Origin of the sequence: Mesorhizobium sp. M0139 (genome assembly GCF_040322455.1) — a bacterium.
Taxonomy (GTDB): domain Bacteria; phylum Pseudomonadota; class Alphaproteobacteria; order Rhizobiales; family Rhizobiaceae; genus Mesorhizobium.
In genome coordinates this window covers 425,269-440,494 of the sequence record NZ_JAMYTN010000001.1, presented here as the reverse complement: position 1 = coordinate 440,494, position 15,226 = coordinate 425,269, and the positions used below count along the sequence as shown (strand labels likewise).

Genomic DNA, 15,226 nt, shown 5'->3' with positions numbered 1-15,226 from the left:
TCCTAGATGTGTTCCGAAATGATCACCCCCAAGAAGCGCGGGCGGCCGGTTGGCGAAAGGTGAGGTTTTAGTCCGATGGAGGGCAATGTAATTGTCGTATCCAGCATCATCGAAGATGCCTTTCTGATATCATGCCTGGTTCTCGCGCTGCAGAATGCAGAGCAGGCGATCAATAGAAACTCAGACGTCGACAACTTCTTAGATGATTGCCAGACCAGTATCGAAGCCATGCTCCTGAAAAGACTCCTCGCCACCGCGGGAATGATCCGGAACCTAGTGTTCGAAAAGTATCCATCAGAGATGAGAACCGGCGAATGGCGCCAACTCGCGGACAGAGAGGTTGGTTTGCTTTCCACGGATGGAAGCGACCCCATCCCGCTACATTTTCAAGAGAGCTGCAACAAAATCCTTCATCACCGTAGTTATTCCTTCCCAGCATCAGATCAGATGGATGATATGAAGGCGCGGTCGAGCCTCAGCTTGCAGGATTGCGCACAGTTCTCTGGGTCGCGGCAAAAGAGCAAATGGCATGCGATCATCAACTTACACAATTTTGCTTCAGCTGCTTGGGTTTGCGCCGATATCGACAGCAGGATGTGACACGGTTGCTACCCAGCATCCGATCAACTATGCGCGGCCGACTGCGAAGGCGTTGTTAGCCGCCGATTTCCGCCAGCGGTTTATGAGAGGAACCTCTACTGGCGGGGGCGAGTTGCGGTTCGTTACTAGAACCGAATGATGGGGTAGAGCTCAACACTGTTCAACGTGCAATCGCGGTGTCGCCCCAGTTTGGCAAGCGATAAATTACGGCGTCTCTGGAGTACGGCTCATTTACACGTGCAACGCTCCAATTAGCCACGATACGCGTTTCTAAGTTGCACAACGGATATCGCATTTACGAACTGGCGCATACCGCCGTCGAGTATAGGGAACCTCAGCGAAATTCAGTAACGGTGACCGCACGGTAACCCGCGTTGTATCCTTTTGTCACTTCGTCGGGACCGAGGGTGTCATTTTTCGACTCCTATGCTTCATTGACGGCTTCCGCCGCCATTGTCTTGGAGACCCCTCTGATTGAAGGCCCGATTAGGCACTTCGCGGAGCTTCAAATTGCAGACCGGTCCATTTGCCTTGTAATCTTGTCGTCGTTCATCGGTGGTCCTTCCGGTCAAAGGTGGGTTTCGTAACCAGACCCTACCGGAAGCGCCGATTACCATCGCAAAGCCGTTCGCTACAGCCGAGCTACACCGCCTGTGGTTACACGGCCTACTTTTGACGACTCAACCTCTGGTGTTCAACCCCATAATAGGCTACCATTGGCCGATCTATTAGGGAGCGCTAATATGACGATGAATAGGCGTAAAATGTTCGCGTTGGCGGGAACTGCTGCCACATCAGCAGTTTTACAGGTGGCAGGAGGAACTGCTTATGCCCAGGAGAATAATTCTATAAACTTAAATATAGACGGTAAAAATGTCACCATAGAAAACGCTCCGCAAAAAATAAAGGAATTGAACACATTTCTTGAAAACGAGGATAATTTCAAACAATTTGCCCAAGACCCCGATGCTTCTCTCAAGAAATTTAACATGACCGTCGACCCTGATTTTATTGATCAGCTCAAAAACAGGTTGAATGGTAAAACCTCCATCAAAGACCTCCAGTCAAAAGTAGGTCAAGGCGGGGAGGACAACGCGACCCTTTGGGCTGTGGCGGCCGGCTCCTACTCCATTTCGTCCTCTAAAGTTGCCGTAGCGTTTTAAGTTGCATTCCGAAGTGCTGTCAGCAACTTCATTCGCCTTTCATCTGACATACACATGTCCGCTGACATGTGCACATTGCTGTTTTCATTCCGGTCCAAGCGTGCGTGATAAACTTGACCCGTCACTCGTGCTAACGGCTATTGCTGCTTTACCAGATGATTTATCGCTCGTCGCATTTACTGGTGGAGAGCCATTTCTTCACGGTGCGCACTTGGTTAAATACGTTCAAGCTGCTCACGAGCGGAACTTCAGGACACGAATAGTCACCAGCGCCTACTTTGGTTCAACTGGTGCTGCAGCAGCCTCCAAGCTAAGGCCACTGGCTAAGGCTGGATTGGACGAACTCAGCGTTAGTTGGGATGATTTTCACGAAGAGTTCGTCAAGTTCGATGCGGTCGCGAACGTTGTAAACGCGGCAATAGAATTAGGTATCTCCACCGCAATCAACTGTGTAGAGACAGCCGATTCACGCTGGACTCGCGTGAGCATTCTTGAAGCATTGGGAGAAAACGCCGGACGACTAGCGGTGGTTGCTGAAAGCCACTTGAATTTGACCGGGCGAGCCGAGGTCGAACTAGCCGATCGTCCCGCCAAAGCCAACGGCTATTTGGGGCCGTGTCCCTACGTGCTTACGGGACCGACATTGAGTGCGAAAGGCAAGCTGCTTGCATGCTGCGGAGTTATACCGGATACTGATCGGCTATCGATTGGTACTGAATTCGAGCCAGCCGATATTCCTGACCTGATTCATAAAAGTTTTTCCAATCCTTTACTTGTATGGCTGTTCTTGCGTGGCCCCTACTCGCTTGTCAAGGAAATCGCGCTGCGCCGTGGTATAGAACTGCCGTCAGCTGATGGGATTGGTGGTAATTGCGAGGCATGCAAGATACTTTTGACAAATCCGACTTTTCTGTCCGGTATCGATGACGTTCTTAAAGATAAGCTTTCGGCCCTTGCCAACGAAATGCTTCTGCTCGAGTCTATCGGGTTTTTGAATCCTGAGAAGATTGCAGCCTTCTGGTCGACTAAATCGGCTACCCGAGTTGGTCTTTAACGAGGGCTTCGTAACCCCGGAAGTGACCTGTGCGTAACCAGCCGATATAGCCGTCGTCCTCGGGACCAAACCCGTAGAACGAGCGTAGCCAGATCCGGCGAGGTTTGTTGGGAAGGTCAGTCATCAGCCCAATGCCCATACTGAAGAGTCGAAACGGGTTGAGCGCTCAACTTCTCGGCCTCAAACATCGGTTGACGTGGCGAGGACATCCCACGGCGTGATGAGACGTTGAAGCGCTTCTGACTCTTTGCCTGAGGCCGTCACGAACGCTGCACCCACCCGCGTCAAGGGCGACTCGACGGCAAGGAACATCTCGACGAGGCTATCGAGTGAGGTCCTCGGGCCTACGAACCTGAAGGTCTCCATACGCTTGGCATCGAGACGGCAACTAGGGAATATGTCCGAGATTTTCATCTGCCGACCAACGATCGTCTCCGTCTCTGCCCACAAATGATGGAAGACGGCCGCTTCGTTAAACACACCAATAACCGCATCGCGCTCATCCAGAATTGGCACATGAGTGAAACCGCCACGTTTCATCTCGTCGGCCAGGTCACCAAGCTGGTCGGTAAGGCTGGCGGTCCTGATTTCCTTACGCGGCACACCGACAGAATTGGCTGTAGGTGGGTTTCTCAGATGGTTGAGCAGAGCCCTTACCTCATCGAGAAACGTCTTGGAAATCTCAATGGCGTCGCCATCGGAACGATGCTTGGGATGTTGGAGCGCATTTCGCACGTCACGGATGTAGACGAGTAGCGCGCGATTCTTCCTCACAGAGCCATCACGCTCTGACGCCTTTTCGATCTCGAACGAGCGAGATGATGGCGAACCGGCGCGGATATTAACTTCGCGGACGATCTCCTCGAAGGTGCGGATGAAACCCTCGGTCGGGTTGCTCATTCCGTCGCCTCCATCTCACGTTCCTCGGCCGGCGCCAGCGCTTCGGCATGCAGTTTATCGAGCAGGCGGCGCTGTGCAGCTCTAATCCCGTCGAGGCCCATGCCGCGCGTTATCCCATGTCCGTGGACGGATTTCGGCAAACGTCCTCACCGTCTATCGGATGCTCTGTCCAAGGCAATCGGGGCGCGTGGTGAACCGGCTCATGCTTGCGAGGGCCCGGGCGAGCGAGTCCCGCCAGGTGCCAAAATCTCGCATCCCGTGAGCGGTTATAAAGCACGTGCTTAATACCCGCCCGACCTTCAGCAGATGCGATGTCCAGCGTGGCTTGTGCCCCACGCCGCCTAAGGACGCCTTGCAGCCAAACTTTTTTCGGCGGCAGCGAGTCCCTCCTTTACTCTGTTAAGAGCGCTGCTTGAAAGCCATTTGTCGGGGTCACTAAGAGCTTCGCTCAGTCCTCTCAGTCGATTTCTCAGTCGATTTGCTATCTCCGGTCGATATGGCGTCTTTGCAAATATCAGCAGGGAATTGGTAATGGGTTCCTCCACGGGATCAAGATATATCTCTCTCTCTTCTCCCAGTAACTTCACACGATCCACCAACTCCCAGGGCGTTTCGGACCTCTCCAATATCTGGCAAACTTGGAACGCAGTATTTCTGGCAAACAACTCGTATCGCTCCGCACGGTAGTCGGCTGCAACATGCAGAAGTTTAAACGCGCGAAGATGGAGGGCTAACGCGTCGTTTAAGTCTTTGAGACCGTCGATGGTATCGGTCGGAAGCCTCTCCTTTCCTCTTGCATATAAACTCGTCGCCTTGAGACAAATCATGGTGACTTTGTCTTGTTCATCGTATCGACGGCCGTTGAGAACCAAGTCCGCGATCTTCAAGGTCCAGCCATCGTGAGCGCCACTGTTTCGTTCCGCGTCAAACCACCTGTTCATGTAACGAAAGTCCGGCTCGTGCCGCATCTTTAATGCGTACTCGAATGCCTCTCTGGCCTCGATCAGGTGTGGCCTAGCAAGGCAGACGCAAACATAAGCGTACGTGCTCTTAAACACGGGATTTTCAGTTACCAGAGGGGGCAGATTCTTGTCGGTAACGATCCGGTAGGCTTCGTTTGCTCGATCGGGTGGATGGGATGGAAACCGCTTTGGCAGCAATCTCTCAACCTGAGTGGCAATTGCCGCGACTCTCGGATTGCTAACCTCCACGGTTCTCTTGTAGGCGCGTATCCGTTCTCTTAAGACGCTATATCCTTCTAAGTGGCGCTTGCGGCTGGAAACAAAAAGCTTAGTTAGCGGCGCTAACGAAAAGAGTGCCTCTTGGCCAGCCTCATCGACCTGCAGAAACATCTCGCGCACCATCCCGATCGCGTCCTTCACTCGCGACGGTTCGAACTGCAGCACCGTCTGCAGGTCGGCGAAATTTGCAGGTACGTCAAAATCAGCCAGAGCTGCAAGGAACAGCTTGGAAAGATTGCCACCTGTCAGCGCTTCCCATTCTCGGAGGAAGACGTACTCCCGTATGCTGTCGCCCGCGTGCTGATGGAACAACTCTACCGCCCGATCATAACTGCCGGCGGTCCGGGCAAGAGCAACGATATTTTCAACGACCAAGGGTCGGCGTTCTGAGACTGCTGCCAAAACATTGTCCCGAAACGCTCGCGACGGCTCCTGAACAGAAAACTGGGCGGCACATTCGCTTACAAAAAGTTCGTATTCTCCGTCCTGGAGGCCAGGGACTTCTATCGAATTTGTAAGGGACTGGGTGGGAGAATTCCGCAGAGTATAAATGACTCTGGATGGAACTTTTGATCGGCAAAGGCATCGGTACAGAAAATCCGACCCAGGATCAATACCTTTTGTAGTTAATGTATCAACATCGTCCAAAATAAGAACCACAGACGTTAGATCCAGAAACTGCACTAATTGCGACCTGAGGTCTGTCAATTGCGACGTCGCGAGGGACTCGAGATCAGAGGTCCAGTTTCCGTATTGCAAAATCTTCCGAAGAAGTTCTGATTCGCTAGAGAAATCGATATTCACGACATCAGCCACGCTACCAGTCGCGGGCACAAGTTCCTTCTCTTTCGCGCTTAGGAAAATAACGACTTCGATAGAATGCCCAGATATAGAAAGGTGCTGACCGTGATCCTTGAGGAGCTTGGCGAACTCGTAGGCTATAGTCGTTTTCCCCGACCCCCCTTTTCCATAAAGATACGTCCGTGGCTCGTCGGAGCTACCCAGCCAATGGAATAGCTGATCAAGGACCTCTGTCCGTCCGACAAACCGCTTCAATACAGCCGGACTTGGGGGGAGAGACCCTTCGACGCCCGAGCGCCCTTCAAATTCTTCGTAATCTGCTCGGCAAAAAAGAATGGGAAAATGGGATGGCGTTGCTTCAGAAACCTCGTGTCCGGCCCTCACCCAAAACGTGTCCGCCTTGTGTTTGCCGATACCTTTTGCAAATCGATATGGAGAAACGTTCTGTTGCCTTGCACACACCAAAAGGGCATTGACGTCACCATACCTTTCGGACGAGTAGTTCTTCAAAACCAGATTGGGATGAGCACCAAGTAATTGACCGAGCGCTTGTTGAAACTTGTCGAAGTTTATAAGAACTTTATTGTGCCCGCCGTCGCGCTTCTTGTCGTGGACTCCAAAAACGATAACTCCACCCAAGCCATTACCAAACGCGCATATCAGCCTAGCGATTCCAGCGAAATATTCGTCGGACAGAGAAAAAGGCCACTGGTCTTTGAAGTCCCAATATTGGCCTTCTTCCGATGTAAAGGCTTTACCTTCAGTGGTCAGCGCCGAATAAAAGGATTCTGCTTCTGGCATATCCTCGTCAGTAAGCCATTTGCGTATAGATTTCTCAATTTGGCGCATTTTGGAATCCCCCCACCCAAGGGATTATTCCATCCGGGGGCCTAAGCCAACTCGTGCGGGCGAATAATCTGTGTGAACTGGGACAAGTAGACGCAAGTTCAGAGCAAAGACTTCATGGATGAGTATCATCTGGGACGCACAGCGCTCACCTGACCGCGCCTTTAACGGGCGGCGCGGCTCCGTGAGCGCCCATGCGCGCCGACGAACGGCGGCGTCAACTCGACCAGAAGGTCGACGTAGAACCAAAAATCCTGATGGACACCGACACATTTCTAACTGGTTACGAAGCGCCGCTGGGAGTCGAACGTACCGCATTGGTATGACATAGCGGAACCGCGAGTTAAAAAGGCTCGTCGATTGTGCGCGGTTTGGCTTGCATTGGCTCCCCATGCCCCCCCTTGTCTTTTCACGAAAGCAAGACTCGCCCCGATTCGCCAGAAGCGTGACAGATTGTACCACAACAAGAATTCTGGGTTTGGCATGAGCGCAATGGCAATCGAGGAAATGTCGGCACTTCCTCGACAAGCTTCTTTACCGGGAGGGTGAAAATGAGCATGAATGAGGCCGACACGCGGTTTCACCTTATCGACCCCGTTCTCCGGGAGAAGGGCTATGTCAGTCGTGAGCGGGTCACACTCGAAACTGTCCTGACCCCTTCACCAGTTGAACCCATTGGGCCCAAGGGCCGCAGGCGGAAGGGGCCAGGGCGCACGGACTACCTCTTGTGCGTTCAGATCGACGACATGCCGAAGCCTATGCCCATCGCGGTTCTCGAGGCTAAGAAGGAGAGTGACGATCCTCTCAAAGGCATGCAGCAAGCCAAAACGTATGCCGACTGCGAGCGCTTTGACGTAAAATATGTCTTCGCCACCAACGGACATAGATATGGGGAGTACGATTATTTCTCCGGCCTCCAAGCCGGGCCATTCCAGTTCGCCGATTTTCTTGCTCACCCCGATCTTACGGCGAGATACGCCAAAGACCGTGGCATCAACCTTAGGGCACCGGAAGCGGCCATGCTCTTCCAGGCAGACAGCTCCGCTTGGGCGCAGACCCGATACTATCAGGACGCCGCAATACGCGTCACCTTCGAAAAGATCATTATCGACCGGAAATCGGGCACCCCGCCGCGGGTATTGCTGACCCTCGCCACCGGCGCAGGCAAGACGATCATCGCCACCAACCTGCTCTGGCGCCTCTCCCAGGCTGGACAGCTCCCGAAACCGGCACTCTTCCTGTGTGATCGCGACGAGCTTCGCGAACAGGCCTACAACAAGCTCAAGGCGGCCTTCGGCGACAACGCCCGCATCGTGAAGACCGAGCGGGGCGGCAACGCGGCACAGAATGCACGCATCCACATCGCCACCTATCAGACCCTAGGTCTGGATGACGATGAGGGGTTCGCGAGCTTCCTGACCGAACACTACGGCGAAGACGCATTCAGTGTCATTATCATCGACGAGTGTCACCGCTCCGCCTGGGGCCGGTGGTCCGAGGTGCTTCGGCGCAACCCGAACGCCATCCATATCGGTTTGACCGCGACGCCGCGCAAACTCGAGGAGTCGAAGCACGCCAGCGTCGAGGACCAGGAAATCACCGCCAACAATCGGAAGTACTTTGGTGAACCAGTCTACGAATACACCCTGATCGAGGCGCAGGAGGACGGATACCTGGCGGCCTGCGAGATCGTCAAACGCAAGGCCAGCATCGATAATATCGTCTTCACCAAGGAGGAAATCCTCAAGGCAGGTGTCCGTGACATCAAGACGGGCTTGCCGCTGACCGAGGATAACCTCACCAAGGCGCAGTATACGGGGAAGGACTTTGACGACGAGCTTTTCGTCGAGCTGCGAACGCCAAAGATGTGCGATGACCTGTTCCAGCTTCTCTGCCAGAACGGCGGACCGGAGCAGAAGGTCATCATCTTCTGCACGCGCGAGATCCATGCCGATCGGGTCGCGCAGCACATGAACAACCTCTACGTCCGATGGTGCCGCGAGAACGACCAGGTCCCCAAGGACCACTACGCGTTCAAGTGCATGGGCGGAGCCAATAACGGCGCCGACATGATCGAGCCGATGCGGGGATCGGGCGAACGCGCATTTATCGCCTGCACCGTTGACCTACTAGAGGCAGGCGTGGACATCGAACGCCTGAATGCCGTCGTCTTTTTCCGCTACCTCCAGTCGCCAATCAAGTTCTACCAGATGGTCGGCCGGGGTACGCGCATTCACGAGGAGACGGCCAAGTACAAGTTCTGGCTCTACGATTACACCGGTGTCACCGATCTCTTCGGAACCGAGTTCATCACCAGGCCAACGCGTCCCGGTGACAGGGGTGGCACAGGTGGTAGTGGCGAGAGCCGCGACGGCGGAGGGGGTGACGGCCCATCCGTGGCCGAGATCGGCGGAAAGCAGGTTATCATCAACCCCCAGGGTCGCTTCATCCTGGTCAGTCGCGACGGGCGCGACACGCCAATTCCGGTGGACGAATATCGGCGCGAGGTGATGGCACGTGTGCTCGCAGAGGCGCATACGCTGGACGAGTTTCGCGAGCTCTGGATCGAAACGACCAAGCGCCGTGACCTGATCGACCATCTGCTCGGCGACAACTTCAGCCCTGAAGTCATCCGCGAAATCGACAAGATGAGCGACTTTGACCTCTACGATTTCTTTGGCCATCACGGCTATCACGCCCGCGCTCTAAAGCGTCCCGAGCGTGGGAATCAATATATCGACTTGAACAGGAGCTGGTTTGACGCCATGGACCCGAAAGCCACCGTTGTGCTCAAGGAGCTTGGCCCCCAGTTCGCGCAAGGCGGCACCGACGCGCTGGAGACACCCGCTCTGTGGGACGTGCCGGAAATCCGGATGGCAGGAGGGCTCGCCGCGCTTCGTGGGCTGGGGAAACCTGCTGACGTGGTGCGTGAGGCAAAGGGAAGGCTGTTCAAGACGTGAGCAAGAAGATCATACTAGGAGACGGTCTCACCGAGATAAAGGGCGGCATTGGTCCTGACTGGGCGAACTTCCCGGTGTACGGAGCGACTGTTGACGGTCTTGCGCCGGCGAAGGAACTGCCGGGCAAGAACCCTCAGAAGTATAAGCCCGTTACGCCAGGGACTATATTCTACAATCCGATGCGTATCCTTATCGGTTCTGTAGCTTTCGTTGCCGAGGACGATGCCCCAGGCATTACCAGCCCAGACTATGTTGTATTCCGTGGGAATGAAGGTTGTATCGACTCACTCTGGTTTTACTATTGGCTCCGATCGCCTATCGGACATGAATGCGTGCTTTCTCTGGCCAGAGGAGCGGTTAGGGAACGAATGCTTTTCAATCGGCTGGCAGAGGCAGAGGTGTGCCTGCCAGATTTCGATGTACAACAGGAATTTGCCAATAGGCTGCGTATCGCGCAGTCGGAAATCAACTCGATAAAGGCTGCCATCAATGTGCAGCTAAGGGACATAAAGAGCCTGCCGCACAGAATTGTTGCGGCATCCTTTGGGGCATGACAATGAAGCAGAATAAATCCACAAAGCCCCAGCAAAGGAGCATCAGTGGCGTGCGATCCTTGTCGACTTTCGTCAAGGGTATCTGCGACGTGATGCGCCGCTCCAACTGCGCCAGTGCGCTTCAGTACGTGCCAGAACTGACGTGGATCCTGTTCCTGCGCCTTCTCGATGCGCAGGAAGCACGCGACCAGGAAGAGGCCGATGCCGTCGGCGTCGGGTTCTCGCACGCTTTGCGCGAGCCCTATAGGTGGCAGGACTGGGCGGCGCCTTATTCCGAGAAGCCGTACCATCCTAAGACCCCGGAGGGTAAAGCCTTCGGCTGGAAGCGGCAGGAACTGTTTGCTGCCGGTGACGGCAAGCTCTTCGACTTCATCAACAAGGAACTGCTGCCCGCGCTGCACAGGCTGGACACTGACACGCGTACCGGGCTGCCGAACCCGGCCGCCAGCCCCAAGCAGCGCATCATCGGCCGCATCATGACGGCGGTCGAACGGGTGCGCGTGGATTCCGAGACGAACCTGCGCGATATCCTGGATCGCGTGGACGAAATCAGCGTCGACAACATCGACGATACGCATTTCTTTACCCTGTCACAGGTGTACGAAGACCTGCTGCTCAAGATGGGCGAAAAGAACTCGGACGGCGGCCAATTCTTTACCCCGCGCGAGGTGATCCGGGCGATGGTGCATACAGTCGATCCGCACCTTGGCCAGACCGTCTATGACCCTTGCTGCGGCACCGGCGGCTTTCTGGCGATCGCCTATGAGCACATCGCCCGGAAACTGGGCCGCTCCCCGCTCAGCACTGACCTTGAGACGCTGAAGCACGACACGTTCTTCGGCCGCGAGAAGGAGAACCTTGTCATCCCGATCGCGCTGGCCAACCTGGTGCTGCACGGGATCGACCAGCCCAATCTCTGGCACGGCAACTCCCTTACGCGAAGGGCTACGTATGGCGCGCTCTTCGACAAGGCACCTAAGCAATTCGATGTCATTTTGACCAACCCGCCGTTCGGCGGGAAGGAAGGAAAGGACGCGCAGAAGAACTTCGCTTTCGAGACCAGTTCGACGCAGGTCCTGTTCGTCCAGGACATCCTTGCCGAGCTCGCGCCCAAAGGCACGTGCGCAATCGTCCTTGACGAAGGCATGCTGTTCCGGACCAACGAAGGCTCGTTCGTGGAGACGAAGCGCAAGCTGGTCGATGAATGCAATCTTTGGGCGATTGTGAGCCTGCCAGGAGGGGTCTTCTCGACCGCTGGCGCGGGCGTGAAGACGAACCTGCTATTCTTCACGAAAGGCAAGAAGACCGAGCGGATCTGGTACTACGACCTGAGCCATGTGAAGGTCGGCAAGAAGACCCCGCTTACGCTGGCGCACTTTGGATTCGACAAGGATGGAAGGCCGCTCGCCGACAGCGCGCTGCCCGCCAACCTGACCACCGATTGGCTGGAGCAGGAAGAAAACGCCGGAAAGCCGTTCCCGTCCTACGCTCGGCTGCAGCCGCTGCGCGGCAAAGCGGAGGCCGACAGTCGGCACTCTTGGACTGTCGACTTCGCAGCGCGCCGTGCGAAAGCCCGCCAAGAGATGCGGCCCATCTTGGAGCGGGCAACCGAAACCAAAGCCGAGGTGATCGACCTCAAGGAGAAGCTCAAGCGCCTGAAGAAGGTGAAGGCTTCCGACAGCAAAGTGGCGGCGCTAATCAGGGAGATCAGTGAGAAGGAGAAGGCAGCGCGAGAACTGGAGGCTCAGGCAGCAGCCGTGGATGCTGCCGTCTTCGACCTCAAGGCCGTCAACCCCAGCACAGTCGCAAAGTTTGACGACCGCTCGCCTGCCGAGATCATCCAGAGCATCCATGATCAGGGACGCATCGTGACCGACGCGCTGACGCGGCTCGCGGGGTTGGTCAATCGAGACGAGTCTATTTCCTCCAATGCCCGGACTGCATCTTGAGACCTCGCCGAAGAGTTCGACTTCTGCAGCCGTTCCTCCATACGCTTCTTATCGTCATACCCGCCGTGCCAGCGCTACGCATATTTCGCGACTTTCAGCAGCGGCGCAGCTACACGGGCGCGCGACCCTGGGCGACGGCTGACCACAAAACGTGAACAAAGTCAGTGGGTTGCGCGGTATGACGATTTGTGGCAGAGTGACTTTGCAACTGATGATGTGTGCTGACGCGCGGCCAATGCCGCCTTCATGACGCAGTGCTTCAGACGTAACAACCGATGCGTAAGCTAGGTTGTAAAGTTCTGCAGAGCGCCGCCGGTCGCATTTTAACCCTGAATGGAAACAGGGCGGAGATGCACGGTGCAGCGCCCTTTGTTGCTCTGTGCTCTCCGCTGATCGGAGAGTGTTGTGGAGAATTCACCCTGTAGCGGCCCTTCAGCGCCCGAAAAGCTGATCAATATCCAGATGGCCGCGAAAACGTTGGGCGTCCATGCTTGGGCACTGCGTCGGGCCATAAGCTCTGGAGTGATACCAGCTTATACCCCGTTCAACTCGCGGAAGCTGGTCAAACTCTCCGAGGTCGTCGCCTACATCGATGCCACCCGACAGGGAGGCATGCTGTGAAAGACGAACGCCAACTAGAACTGAATTTCGACGACCCGGTCGAATATCTAGCTCGTCCGACTTACCTCGGAAACACTGCGCGGAGCCACGGCACTTGCACGACGGGAACCATAGCCGTCGAGATCAAAATCCGCGTCGCTCTCAAGACAAGGATTGCTGGATCTCAAATCGGTGGCGAGGAGAAGGCATGAGCAACCTAACGCCAGATACTGCCTCGGCCATGGATTTTCTAAGGCGGTTCACTCCCTCAGATCGTTGGGATTTAGCCGCCCTCCCACCCGATGGGGGGCAACCTGAATTCCGGACCTTCATCCCTGACGAACATGAGCAAGCACGCGATTGGATCGAACGACGGCAGGGTACAAAGGGCCTCTATTATCACGTCAACCGGTTGCGGACGGATGCACGCAACATTAAAGCCAAAAAGCCGGACATCGTTGCAGTCCGTGCCCTGCATGTTGACGTTGATTTGAACGACGACGCTGCATTGTCAGCGTTGAGGGAATTTGGACCTACACCGACCGCTATTGTCTTCTCTGGTGGAGGATACCAAGCGCTTTGGCGATTGACTGAATCATCGACCGAATTCGATCGGGCTGAGCGAATCAACATCTGGCTCGCCCGTCAGCTTGGCGGTGACAACTGTCACAACATCGACCGTCTCCTCCGACTCCCGGGGACGATTAATTTGCCGAACGCAAAAAAACGAGCGGCCGGCCGCGTGCCAGTCCTTGCGAGGGTCATTGGATGAACTGGTCATTATCCTATGGTCTCGATGACTTTCCGGTCGCTACTCCCGCCTTTATTGGCACCGGAAAAGCTCCGGTGCCCTCGCTAGATGAAATCGTACCCAGGTCAATAGACGATCTGTCGGTCGGTGTTAGCGAAGTCCTCAAACAGCTGATACGCACCGGCGATGACTCTGAACGCCCAAGGGGAGGGCACAACCCTCGTCACCCAAGCAGAAGTCATTCGGTTTTTGCGGGCGCTCATGGGTTGGCTCGAGCGGGGTGCGATGAGACAACTATCGCTGGAATCTTGTTAGATCCCAGAAATGGGATCTCGGCCTCTGTTCTCGAAAAACGAAACCCGAAAAACTATGCCCTTAGACAGGCTCGGCGGGCAACCGAAGCGCTGGCCGCTGGATGGATCGATGTGGAGCGCAGCGGTAAACCGAGATCCAGTATGCGCAATACGTTGCAGGCCCTTGAACGGCTCGAACTTACCTTCAGCTACGACCGGTTTCGTCATCGAAAGATGCTAAACGGTGCGGCGCTGCAGGAATTCCAAGGGGAGTTGAGCGATGATGCTGTTGCGATGGTCCGCGCCCTCATCATTGCTGCGTTTGGTTTTGACCCCAGGGCTGAAAATGTCCGTGACGCTGTCAATCAACACTGCCTGGAAAACTCCTTCCACCCCGTTTGCGACATGCTCGACTCCCTGGAATGGGACGGAAAGCCGCGAATCGACGCATGGTTAGTCGACTATCTTGGCGCCGAAAACACAGCGCTTAATCGGGCAATTGGCCCGATAATTCTCATCGCCGCTGCTCGTCGGGTTCGTGTGCCAGGGGTAAAATTTGACCAGATCCCAATCTTGGAGGGCCCTCAAGGTTCGGGCAAGTCGACTGCCCTCCGGATAATGGCGGGCGAGGGTTTCCATTCTGACCAGGAAATCCTCACTCAGGATTCACGTAGCCAGATGGAACTGCTCGAAGGGATTTGGATCTATGAGCTGGGTGAGGTCGAGGGATTCAACCGAGCCGAAGTCAATAAGATCAAGGCGTTCGCTTCGCGCCAGGAAGACCGATCCCGAATGGCATACGGGCGTTTTGTCGAGGCGCGGCCAAGACAAGCGGTATTCATAGGTACCACCAATGAAACCACCTACCTCCGCGACCAGACGGGCAACCGGCGGTTCTGGCCGATAAAAACTACCGTCATCGATCTTGAGGGCTTGAGGCGCGACCGGGCTCAACTTTGGGCGGAAGCTGCACATCGCGAACGCCAAGGCGAGAGCATCATCCTTTCACCGAACCTATGGGAGACCGCCGCAGTTGAGCAAGCGGCACGGCTGGAGGAAGACCCGTGGCTCGAACTCCTCGCTACTGTCAAAGGCCGCGCCAGCGGACATCTGGTGCGTGTGGGGACGCACGAACTCTTAGGCAAGCTCAAAATCGAAGCAGAACGCCAGAACCAGTTCCACACAAAGCGGTTAGCTATCGTGATGCGGAAGCTCGGTTGGGAGCCTACGAAGTTTAGAGTCGGCGAGTACACGATCCGTGGCTACGAGCGCCCAAAACCAGAAGGCCACGTCGATGCCCAAGAATTTTAGGCTGTGGCGTGGTGGCGTGTGTGGCATGTCCGGGGGGCGGCGTCAGCGGTGTAGGAATGTGTAGCCGGGTGTGTAGGCGGCGGGCGCGCTAGGCGGCTGTGGCATGCCACACACGCCACAGCATAGTCCCCTCCGCTGTGTTGCGCTCTCAGCCAACCGGCATCGCGGCGCGGCTACAGGAATATGGCACCCCCAGTCGACCT

13 protein-coding genes are annotated in these 15,226 nt (G+C 55.6%); 10 read left to right on the top strand and 3 right to left on the bottom strand.

Features of this window, described 5'->3' with window-relative positions; translation table 11 throughout:
• Positions 1-75 precede the first annotated feature (75 nt).
• The 3 genes from NKJ58_RS02165 to NKJ58_RS02155 all read left to right on the top strand — a co-directional run bounded on the left by NKJ58_RS02165 (position 76) and on the right by NKJ58_RS02155 (position 2,817).
• Positions 76-600: a hypothetical protein gene (locus tag NKJ58_RS02165; protein WP_352852747.1), complete on the top strand. Its 525-nt coding sequence runs from the start codon at positions 76-78 to the stop codon at positions 598-600.
• Positions 601-1,343: 743 nt separating this feature from the next.
• Positions 1,344-1,763, top strand: coding sequence for a hypothetical protein (locus NKJ58_RS02160; RefSeq protein ID WP_352538723.1), 420 nt, complete (start codon positions 1,344-1,346; stop codon positions 1,761-1,763).
• A gap of 13 nt (positions 1,764-1,776) precedes the next feature.
• The gene (locus NKJ58_RS02155; RefSeq protein ID WP_352538756.1) at positions 1,777-2,817 is read left to right on the top strand and encodes a radical SAM protein; all 1,041 of its coding nucleotides are present in this window, start codon (positions 1,777-1,779) and stop codon (positions 2,815-2,817) included.
• Between the two features lie 180 nt (positions 2,818-2,997).
• Here NKJ58_RS02155 and NKJ58_RS02150 read toward each other — a convergent pair whose 3' ends face one another.
• The 3 genes from NKJ58_RS02150 to NKJ58_RS02140 all read right to left on the bottom strand — a co-directional run bounded on the left by NKJ58_RS02150 (position 2,998) and on the right by NKJ58_RS02140 (position 6,608).
• Positions 2,998-3,717 carry a CBS domain-containing protein gene (locus tag NKJ58_RS02150; protein ID WP_352538722.1) on the bottom strand — a complete coding sequence of 240 codons (720 nt, stop codon included), beginning with the start codon at positions 3,715-3,717 and terminating at the stop codon, positions 2,998-3,000.
• Complete coding sequence (locus NKJ58_RS02145; RefSeq protein WP_352538721.1) at positions 3,714-3,857, bottom strand: hypothetical protein; 144 nt, start codon at positions 3,855-3,857, stop codon at positions 3,714-3,716. The genes NKJ58_RS02150 and NKJ58_RS02145 overlap by 4 nt, the downstream gene beginning before the upstream one ends.
• Positions 3,858-4,058: 201 nt before the next feature.
• On the bottom strand, positions 4,059-6,608 hold the full coding sequence (locus NKJ58_RS02140) for an AAA family ATPase (protein ID WP_352852746.1): 2,550 nt from the start codon (positions 6,606-6,608) through the stop codon (positions 4,059-4,061).
• 191 nt (positions 6,609-6,799) lie between these two features.
• Here NKJ58_RS02140 and NKJ58_RS02135 point away from each other — a divergent pair, with 191 nt between their 5' ends.
• The 7 genes from NKJ58_RS02135 (at position 6,800) to NKJ58_RS02105 (ending at position 15,023) form a co-directional block, all read left to right on the top strand.
• The gene (locus NKJ58_RS02135; protein ID WP_352852745.1) at positions 6,800-6,931 is read left to right on the top strand and encodes a hypothetical protein; all 132 of its coding nucleotides are present in this window, start codon (positions 6,800-6,802) and stop codon (positions 6,929-6,931) included.
• 225 nt (positions 6,932-7,156) lie between these two features.
• Positions 7,157-9,565, top strand: coding sequence for a DEAD/DEAH box helicase family protein (locus NKJ58_RS02130; RefSeq protein WP_352538718.1), 2,409 nt, complete (start codon positions 7,157-7,159; stop codon positions 9,563-9,565).
• Positions 9,562-10,119: a restriction endonuclease subunit S domain-containing protein gene (locus tag NKJ58_RS02125; RefSeq protein ID WP_352538717.1), complete on the top strand. Its 558-nt coding sequence runs from the start codon at positions 9,562-9,564 to the stop codon at positions 10,117-10,119. The genes NKJ58_RS02130 and NKJ58_RS02125 overlap by 4 nt, the downstream gene beginning before the upstream one ends.
• A 2-nt stretch (positions 10,120-10,121) precedes the next feature.
• A complete protein-coding gene (locus NKJ58_RS02120; protein ID WP_352538716.1) occupies positions 10,122-12,068 on the top strand; it encodes a class I SAM-dependent DNA methyltransferase in 1,947 nt (648 codons plus the stop codon).
• Positions 12,069-12,685: 617 nt separating this feature from the next.
• Positions 12,686-12,880 (top strand): hypothetical protein, encoded by a 195-nt coding sequence (locus tag NKJ58_RS02115; protein ID WP_352538715.1) that lies wholly within the window; start codon positions 12,686-12,688, stop codon positions 12,878-12,880.
• Complete coding sequence (locus NKJ58_RS02110) at positions 12,877-13,440, top strand: DNA-primase RepB domain-containing protein (RefSeq protein ID WP_352538714.1); 564 nt, start codon at positions 12,877-12,879, stop codon at positions 13,438-13,440. The genes NKJ58_RS02115 and NKJ58_RS02110 overlap by 4 nt, the downstream gene beginning before the upstream one ends.
• On the top strand, positions 13,437-15,023 hold the full coding sequence (locus NKJ58_RS02105; RefSeq protein ID WP_352538713.1) for a virulence-associated E family protein: 1,587 nt from the start codon (positions 13,437-13,439) through the stop codon (positions 15,021-15,023). Before NKJ58_RS02110 ends, NKJ58_RS02105 begins: the two co-directional genes overlap by 4 nt.
• The last annotated feature ends 203 nt before the right edge of the window (positions 15,024-15,226 follow it).